Annotated in this window: 9 protein-coding genes and 1 pseudogene; all 10 read left to right on the forward strand. The window is 63.6% G+C overall.

Translation table 11 applies throughout. The features are described 5' to 3' along the window. Positions 1 to 226: pseudogene (locus ACLD1X_RS28615) on the forward strand (dolichol-phosphate mannosyltransferase); the annotation flags it as partial. Next, positions 223 to 501 (forward strand): lipid-A-disaccharide synthase N-terminal domain-containing protein, encoded by a 279-nt coding sequence (locus tag ACLD1X_RS28620; protein WP_429373587.1) that lies wholly within the window; start codon positions 223 to 225, stop codon positions 499 to 501. The pseudogene ACLD1X_RS28615 and the gene ACLD1X_RS28620, both read left to right, overlap by 4 nt. A gap of 3 nt (positions 502 to 504) precedes the next feature. Beyond that, positions 505 to 1,914, forward strand: a complete 1,410-nt coding sequence (locus ACLD1X_RS28625; protein ID WP_429373589.1) for an ArnT family glycosyltransferase — start codon at positions 505 to 507, stop codon at positions 1,912 to 1,914. A gap of 142 nt (positions 1,915 to 2,056) precedes the next feature. Then, positions 2,057 to 3,229: an acyl-CoA dehydrogenase family protein gene (locus ACLD1X_RS28630; protein WP_429373591.1), complete on the forward strand. Its 1,173-nt coding sequence runs from the start codon at positions 2,057 to 2,059 to the stop codon at positions 3,227 to 3,229. After that, the gene (locus tag ACLD1X_RS28635) at positions 3,226 to 4,419 is read left to right on the forward strand and encodes an acyl-CoA dehydrogenase family protein (protein WP_429373593.1); all 1,194 of its coding nucleotides are present in this window, start codon (positions 3,226 to 3,228) and stop codon (positions 4,417 to 4,419) included. Before ACLD1X_RS28630 ends, ACLD1X_RS28635 begins: the two co-directional genes overlap by 4 nt. Positions 4,420 to 4,432: 13 nt before the next feature. Next, entirely contained in the window at positions 4,433 to 5,215 is a 783-nt protein-coding gene (locus ACLD1X_RS28640) for an SDR family oxidoreductase (protein WP_429373595.1), read from the forward strand. Positions 5,216 to 5,217: 2 nt separating this feature from the next. Further along, positions 5,218 to 5,676 carry a MaoC family dehydratase gene (locus ACLD1X_RS28645; protein WP_429373597.1) on the forward strand — a complete coding sequence of 153 codons (459 nt, stop codon included), beginning with the start codon at positions 5,218 to 5,220 and terminating at the stop codon, positions 5,674 to 5,676. A 30-nt stretch (positions 5,677 to 5,706) separates the two neighbouring features. Next, a complete protein-coding gene (locus tag ACLD1X_RS28650; RefSeq protein ID WP_429373599.1) occupies positions 5,707 to 6,909 on the forward strand; it encodes an acetyl-CoA C-acyltransferase in 1,203 nt (400 codons plus the stop codon). Next, entirely contained in the window at positions 6,910 to 7,299 is a 390-nt protein-coding gene (locus ACLD1X_RS28655; protein WP_429373601.1) for a steroid Delta-isomerase, read from the forward strand. After that, positions 7,296 to 7,730, forward strand: a complete 435-nt coding sequence (locus tag ACLD1X_RS28660; RefSeq protein ID WP_429373603.1) for a nuclear transport factor 2 family protein — start codon at positions 7,296 to 7,298, stop codon at positions 7,728 to 7,730. The genes ACLD1X_RS28655 and ACLD1X_RS28660 overlap by 4 nt, the downstream gene beginning before the upstream one ends. The last annotated feature ends 226 nt before the right edge of the window (positions 7,731 to 7,956 follow it).

Consider the following 7,956-nt stretch of genomic DNA (forward strand, 5'->3'; position numbering starts at 1 on the left):
GCGCCTGCCGTACTTCGACCACATGCATCGCTATATTCCGGCGCTGATCCAGCGCCATAACGGGCGCATGATCGTGCACCCGGTCAACCATCGTCCGCGCACGGCCGGGGTGTCGAAATACGGCAACATCGACCGCGCGCTGGTCGGCATCCTCGATCTGTTCGGGGTCTGGTGGCTGATCAAGCGCACACGGCTCAATACCATTGCCCAGGAGATTGAAGGATGAACCTCTCTCGCGAAGCCTTGTGGCTGATCGTCGGTTTTGTCGGCCAGATTGCCTTTACCGGGCGGTTTGTCCTGCAGTGGCTGTACAGCGAGTACAAGAAACGCAGCGTGATCCCGGTGAGTTTCTGGTACCTGAGCATCGTCGGCAGCACCTTGCTGCTCGCCTACGCCATTTACCGCGAAGACCCGGTGTTCATTGCCGGGCAAGCGTTTGGCTCCATTGTCTATTTTCGCAACCTGCAGTTGATCGCAAAGAGCAGAAGCCTGAAGGAGTAGGTCATGCGCGGATCGTTATCGACCCGAAATATTACGTTGCTCGTGGCTGTCGCGATGGCGTTGCTGTTTTTCTGGGGGCTGGGCAGCTTGCCGTTCCTCAGTGTCAACGAGGCCCGCCGCGCCGTTACCGTGCGCGAAATGCGCGAGGCAGGCAGCTGGCTGCTGCCTTACATGAACGGTGATTTGTACCTGTCCAAGCCGCCGTTTTTCTATTGGGCCGGCCTGGTTTCAACGGCGGTGCTGGGCAGCTTGTCCGAGTGGAGCGTGCGTCTGCCATCGGCGCTGGCCGCCACCCTGTGCTGCTTCGGCACCTATCTGTACGGCGTTCGGCAGGCGGGGCGACAGGTCGGCTTGTTCGCCGTGGTGTTCCTGGCCGCGAACGGTGCCTTCAGCCTGTTCGCACGGCGCTCGGAAATCGAAATGCTGTTGACCCTGCTGTGCTTCGGCGCATTGCTGGCGGCCTGGCAGTTCATCTTCCAGCAAGGTCGGGTCTTCTGGAGTCGGTTGAGCTATGTGCTGCTGGGCTGCGCGCTGCTGACCAAAGGGCCGGTGTGCCTGTTGTGGGTGACCGCGCCGATCCTGGCCTATGCCTTGATCTACCGTGATGCCCGGGCCAAGGCTTATCTGTGCGACGGTTGGGGCTGGCTGATTGCCGTGGTGCTGGGCAGTTCCTGGTATTTGGCGGTGTCGGTGACTCAGGGCTGGGGGATCTGGGCGTCGATCATCAGCGAAGACATCGTGAAGAAGATCGACGGGGAGGGTGCCGAGGCCTGGTACGCGTATCTGTTGTACCTGGCCGGTGATTTCTTCCCGTTCTGGCTGATCGTGTTCGTACAGCCGCGCAAGTTCTGGGCAATGATCCGCTCGCGCCGCGAGGCGGCCATGCTGCTGTGCTGCAGCCTGTTGCCGCTGGTGGTGTTTTCCCTGTTCACCGAAAAGCATGGCAAGTACCTGTTGCCGGTCTATCCGTCGATGGCGTTGCTGCTGGCGATGCACTGGACGGCGGTGCTCGATGACCTCAAGGGGCGCTGGCGCACGGTCCTGGCCGTTGTGCCCTACGTGATGCTGGGCGGGTTCGTGGTGTTCTACATGTTCGTCGAAGCGCGGGTGTTGTCGCACCGGGTCGGTGGTCTCGAGCAGGTTGCCACGCTGGCCAGCGGGCAGCCCGGGCAGAAGGCTTATACCCTCGGTGAGCCGGATATCCGTCTGGTCTATTACATGGGCCGGCCGGTGGCACCGCTGACGGTGGCGCAATTGCAGTCCGAGTCCCGTCCGGCGGGATTGCTGTTGGTGCAGGAACCCCTCGAACCGCAATTGCAGAACCTGGCCACATGCCAGGTCGGTGAAATCAGCCCGTACCTGAAACCGGACCGTTCAGCGTTGCTGGTGCGCATGGGCGGTGACTGCCGCTGATCGGCTTCCCGGCTGAACCCACACATCCCCCGTTCGGACTAGGCAGGGCTAACGATTCTGCCGCGTCCGGCCGGCGCCAAACTTCATGCTCAAAGGGGCGTTGCGCCACGCACGCCCCGCCAAACGAGCAGAAGGCGCCGCGATGGAGTTTGCATTCAGCGACGAACAGGAAATGATCCGCGCATCGGCCGAGGGCTTCCTCGCCGATGTCTCGGATTCTGCCGCCGTGCGCGCGGCAATGGTCAGTGAACGGGGTTTTGATGAAGCCCTCTGGCAGCGTCTGTGCCAGGAAATGTACTGGCCAGCCATTCATATTCCCGAAACCTATGGTGGCCTCGGCCTGGGCTTTGTCGAACTGGCGATCCTGCTGGAACAGATGGGCCGGCGTTTGCTGTGCTCGCCGTTTTTCGCCACCGCCTGCATGGCCACGCCCGCCCTGTTGCTGGCCGCCAACGATGAACAGAAGCAGCGCTGGTTGCCGTCGATTGCCGACGGCAGCGTGACCGCGACCCTGGCATTCAGCAGTGCCAATGGCTGGTCGGCCGACGATGTCCAGGCCACGGTGGTGGCGGAGGGCGACGGGTTCGTCCTCGACGGCACGCTCAAGCATGTGCTCGACGGGCACGGCGCAGACCTTTTGGTCATCGCTGCACGGCAGCCCGGTTCGACCGGCAAGGCGGGCATCAGCCTGTTTGCCGTGAGCGCCGGGCGGGCCGGCATCGAGCGGCAAATGCTGCCGACCATGGACCAGACGCGGCGCCAGGCGCGGATCCAGCTCAAGGGCCTGTACCTTGAAGCGGACGCGCTGCTGGGTGAGTTCGGTAACGGCTGGTCGCACCTTGAACAAGTGCTGCAACTGGCCTGCATCGGCCTGGCTGCCGAGCAGACCGGCGGCGCGCAGCAGGTGCTCGACCTCAGCGTGGCGTACATGCAGGAACGCCAGCAGTTCGGACGCCCGATCGCCAGTTTCCAGGCCCTCAAACACCGCGCCGCCGACATGATGCTGCAGGTCGAATGCGCGCGTTCGGCCAGTTATTACGCCGCGTGCGTGGCCCAGGAAGTCCTCGATCCGCAGGGCGATCGGCAAGTCGCGGCAGAACTGCCGCTGGCAGCAGCGTTGGCCAAGGCGCAGTGCTCTGAAACCTATTTCACCTGCGCATCCGAGTCGATCCAGTTGCACGGCGGCGTCGGTTTCACCTGGGAATACGACCCGCACCTCTACTTCAAGCGCGCCCGCGCCAGCGAGAGTTTCCTCGGGCTGCCGGCCTGGCATCGCGAGCGGATCGCCACGGTCATTCTTGGAGAGCAGCCATGAAAATCAGTTTCAGCGAGCAGGACGAACGCTTCCGCCAGGAAGTCGCCGACTGGATGAACGCCAACCTCTGTGGCGAATTCGAGCCCCTGCGTTTTCGCGGCGGTCCGGGCGATGAGCACATGTTTCCCGAAGAGCGCAAAGCCTGGGAACGCAAGCTCGCCGAGGGCGGCTGGACCTGCGTCGGCTGGGCGCCGGAGCATGGCGGGCGTGGCTTGTCGATCACCCGCCAAGTGATATTCCACGAAGAATACGCCCGCGCCGGTGGCCCCGGTCGCATGGGGCATATCGGCGAAGGGCTGGCCGGGCCGACCATTGCCGCGTTCGGCACGGTCGAGCAGCAACAGCGCTTTCTGCCGGGCATCGTCAGCGGCAGCGAGTTCTGGTGCCAGGGCTATTCCGAACCGGGGGCCGGTTCCGACCTGGCCAACGTCAAGACCCGCGCGACGCTGGATGAGGCGAGCGGAACCTGGGTGATCAACGGGCAAAAAGTCTGGACGTCCCTGGCCCACGAATCGGATTGGTGTTTTGTCATCGCCCGCACCGAACCGGGCAGCGTCGGCCATCGCGGTCTGTCGTTCCTGCTGGTGCCGATGGCCCAGGCGCAGATCACCGTGCGGCCCATCGAACAACTGACCGGCACCTCGGAATTCAACGAGGTGTTCTTCGACGATGCCCGCACCGACGCCGCCAACATCATCGGCGCGCCGGGTGACGGCTGGAAGATCGCCATGGCACTGCTCGGCTTCGAGCGGGGTGTCTCGACCCTCGGCCAGCAGATGCAGTTTCAGAACGAACTCAACGAAATCATCGCCATCGCCAAGGCCAATGGCGCAGACCGCGATCCGATCCTGCGCCAGCGCCTGGCCGAGGCCTGGAGCGGCCTGCGGATCATGCGCTACAACTCGCTGCGCATGCTCTCGGGCAGCCAGGACGGTTCGCTGCGCAAGGAGGCGACCATCTACAAGCTGTTCTGGTCGACCTGGCACGCCAGCCTCGGCAAGTTGGCGATGGACGTGCTTGGCGCCGAGGCGGAATTGCTCGAAGCCGCGCCTTACCAACTGACCCGTTTGCAGTCGCTGTACCTGTTCAGCCGCGCCGACACCCTCTACGGCGGCAGCAACGAAATCCAGCGCAACATCATCGCCGAGCGTGCCCTGGGCATGCCCAAAGAGCCGCGTCCGCGCGCCTGAAAGGAGAGAGTTCATGTCTGTACCTCAATATGTTGAAGGTCGCGGCCTGCTGCGCGGCAAGTCGGTGCTGATCACTGCGGCGGCGGGTGCCGGGATCGGTTTTTCCGCCGCTGTACGTGCTGCCGAGGAAGGCTGTCGCGCGCTGATGATCAGCGATATCCATGAAGGCCGGTTGGCCGAGGCGGTGTTGAAGATCCGTGAAACCACCGGGTTGCAACAGGTCTTCGGCCAGGTCTGCAACGTCGCCGACGAAGCCCAGGTGCAACAGCTGATTGCCTGCGCCGAACGTGACTTGCAGGGTGTCGATGTGTTGATCAACAACGCTGGCCTCGGTGGTTCGCGCTTGCTGGTGGAGATGGGTGACGAGGAGTGGAGCCGGGTGCTCGATGTGACGCTCACCGGCACCATGCGCATGACCCGCGCCATGCTGCCGAAGATGATGGAACGGCGTGCCGGGGTCATCGTCAACAACGCGTCGGTGCTCGGCTGGCGCGCGCAGAAAGAACAATCGCACTACGCCGCCGCCAAGGCCGGCGTCATGGCCTTGACCCGCTGTGCAGCGGTCGAGGCGGCTGACTACGGCATCCGCATCAACGCGGTCAGCCCGAGCATTGCCCTGCATGATTTCCTGCGCAAATCCGCGCCCCAGGCAGTACTTGATCAACTCGCCGCCAACGAAGCGTTCGGCCGCGCCGCCGAAGTCTGGGAAGTGGCCAACGTGATGATGTTCCTGGCCAGCGACTACAGCTCCTACATGACCGGCGAAGTGTTGTCGGTGTCCAGCCAGAGGGCGTGACCATGCCACGTATTTTCGACACGCCGATGGCCTTGTTCGACGCCGTGGGCGAAGCGCTCGGCGCCAGTGACTGGCTGCTGCTGGAGCAGGACCGCATCGACCGGTTCGCCGACGCCACCGGCGATCATCAGTGGATTCACGTCGATCCGCTCAAGGCCGCCAGCGGCCCGTTCGGTGCCTGCATTGCCCATGGCTACCTGAGCCTGTCGCTGGTCAACCTGTTCTTGCCGCAGATCGTCGAAGTCCGTGGCCTGGCCATGGGCGTCAATTACGGCTGTGAGCGAGTGCGTTTCCCCGCGGTGGTACGCGTCGGCTCACAGGTGCGCGGCAGTGCGCAACTGATCGCGGTCGAGGAAGTGAAGGGCGGCGTACAGGCGACCATCCGCGTCAGCGTCGAGATCGACGGCGAGGATCGCCCCGGCTGCGTGGTCGACACCATCAGCCGCTATTACCCGGCGTAAACCGGCCAGCAGAATTTCGAGGATTTGAACATGAAAGAAGCCGTCATCGTTTCGACCGCCCGTACTCCGATCGGCAAAGCCTTTCGCGGTGCGTTCAATGACACCGAGGCGCCGCAACTGGGTGGCCACGTGGTGCGCGAAGCCGTGCGCCGCGCCGGCATCGAGCCGGGCGAAGTGGACGACGTGATCATCGGCGCCGCAGCGCAGCAGGGTACTCAGTCGTACAACCTGGGGCGCCTGTGCGCGATTGCCGGCGGCTTGCCGGCATCGGTTGCCGGGATGGCCGTCGAGCGCCAGTGCTCGTCGGGCCTGATGAGCATCGCCATGGCCGCCAAAGGCATCATGTGCGACGAAATCGACATCGCCGTGGCCGGTGGCCTGGAGTCGATTTCCCTGGTGCAGAATAAGCACAAGAACCTGTATCGCAACCAGTCGGGTTCGGTGATCGAGCTGGACCCGCACGCCTACATCCCGATGATCGAAACCGCCGAAATCGTCTCGGCGCGCTATGGCATCTCTCGCGACGAGCAGGACGAATACAGCTACCAGAGCCAGCTGCGCACCGCACAGGCGCAGAGCGCCGGGCGATTCGACCGCGAACTGGCGCCGCTGACCAGCCGCCAGATGATCGTCGACAAGGCCACGGGCGAAACCCGTCATGAATCCGTGACCTTGCTGCGCGACGAGTGCAACCGCATCGACACCACCCTGCAAAGCCTGAAGGCACTGGAGCCGGTGTGGCCGGGCGGCCAGTGGAGCGACAAAGGCCGTTTCATCACTGCCGGTAATGCCTCGCAGTTGTCCGACGGTGCGTCGGCCTCGGTGTTGATGAGCGCCAAACTGGCGGAGAAACGCGGCCTGGAACCGCTGGGGATCTACCGCGGCATGGCCGTCGCCGGCTGCAATTCCGACGAGATGGGCATCGGCCCGATCTACGCCATTCCCAAGCTGCTCAAGCGCCACGGCCTGACCATGGATCACATCGGCCTCTGGGAGTTGAACGAAGCGTTCGCCTGCCAGGTGCTGTACTGCCGCGACACCCTGGGCATTCCGGCCGAGCGCCTGAACGTCAACGGCGGGGCGATCTCCATCGGCCATCCGTTCGGCATGTCCGGCGCGCGGATGGTCGGCCACGCGTTGGTCGAAGGCCAGCGTCGCGGTTTGCGCTATGTGGTGGTGAGCATGTGCATCGGTGGCGGCATGGGCGCCGCGGCCCTGTTCGAGGTGGTCTGAATGATCAGCGCAGAGCAGATCCAGGCGACCATGGCGCGTTATGTGGAACTGGTGGATGCCGGCGACATTGAGGGCATCCTTGCGCTCTACGCCAAAGACGCCACTGTCGAAGACCCGGTCGGCCAGGCGCCGTTGCAGGGCATCGAGGCCATCGCACGCTTTTACCGTGAAGGGTTGGGGGCGATGAAAGTCTCGGCGACCCGGACCGGCCCGGTTCGCGCGACGCTCAACGGCTACGGCGCAATGCCATTTCGGGTCGATATGGAGTGGGGCGGGCAACCCTGCTCGCTGCATGTGATCGACGTGATGGAGTTCGATGCCGATGGCAAGGTCCGCTCGATGAAAGCCTTCTGGAGTGAGGCCAACGTGACCGCGCGAGGTGCCGTGTGAACCTGGAGCAGCGGATCGCCCGCCTGGAAGCGCTGGAGGACATCCGCCAGCTCAAGCATCGCTACCTCAATGCCTGCGATCTCAAGCAGGTGGAGATGATTGCCGACTGCTTTGCCGAAGGTGAAGTGCTGATCGATTACGGTCCTTTGGGGATCTTTCGCGAGCGCGACAGTTTTGTCGCGCTGTACCGTGAACTGGCCTGCCATGATCGGGTGATCGACCTGCATCACGGCGCCAACCCGGAAATCCAGGTGCTAAGCGAAGATGAAGCCCAGGGCCGTTGGGCCCTGTGGTATTTCAACCTGGATGGCGAGAGCGGGGCGACGCGGCAGTTGGGCGGTTTTTATCAGGACCGATACCAGCGAATCGCCGGACAATGGAAGATCGTCGCCACCCGTTTTACCGCTCACTCGCAAGTGACGCGTTCCTGAAGGCCGCTCGCTCCAGAGGCGGCCCCTGTGGGAGCGAGCCTGCTCGCGAAGACGGTGTGTCAGGCAACATCAATGCTGAATGTGCCGGCCTCTTCGCTGGCAAGCCAGCTCCCACAGTTTTTTGTGGTGACGCCGGCATTGCGAGTATCACCAATCCCTTGTGGGAGCGGGCTTGCCCGCGAAGACGGCATGTCAGGCAACATCAATGCTGAATGTGCCGGCCCCT

It is taken from the genome of Pseudomonas sp. 18173 (assembly GCF_050432945.1).
Classification (GTDB): Bacteria; Pseudomonadota; Gammaproteobacteria; order Pseudomonadales; family Pseudomonadaceae; genus Aquipseudomonas.

What these genes read in the sequence shown, in the direction of transcription:
- ACLD1X_RS28625 (WP_429373589.1), top strand. Translation starts at nt 505, where the DNA reads ATGCGCGGATCGTTATCGACCCGAAATATTACGTTGCTCGTGGCTGTC.
- ACLD1X_RS28620 (WP_429373587.1), top strand. Translation starts at nt 223, where the DNA reads ATGAACCTCTCTCGCGAAGCCTTGTGGCTGATCGTCGGTTTTGTCGGC.
- ACLD1X_RS28650 (WP_429373599.1), top strand. Translation starts at nt 5,707, where the DNA reads ATGAAAGAAGCCGTCATCGTTTCGACCGCCCGTACTCCGATCGGCAAA.
- ACLD1X_RS28635 (WP_429373593.1), top strand. Translation starts at nt 3,226, where the DNA reads ATGAAAATCAGTTTCAGCGAGCAGGACGAACGCTTCCGCCAGGAAGTC.
- ACLD1X_RS28640 (WP_429373595.1), top strand. Translation starts at nt 4,433, where the DNA reads ATGTCTGTACCTCAATATGTTGAAGGTCGCGGCCTGCTGCGCGGCAAG.
- ACLD1X_RS28645 (WP_429373597.1), top strand. Translation starts at nt 5,218, where the DNA reads ATGCCACGTATTTTCGACACGCCGATGGCCTTGTTCGACGCCGTGGGC.
- ACLD1X_RS28630 (WP_429373591.1), top strand. Translation starts at nt 2,057, where the DNA reads ATGGAGTTTGCATTCAGCGACGAACAGGAAATGATCCGCGCATCGGCC.
- ACLD1X_RS28655 (WP_429373601.1), top strand. Translation starts at nt 6,910, where the DNA reads ATGATCAGCGCAGAGCAGATCCAGGCGACCATGGCGCGTTATGTGGAA.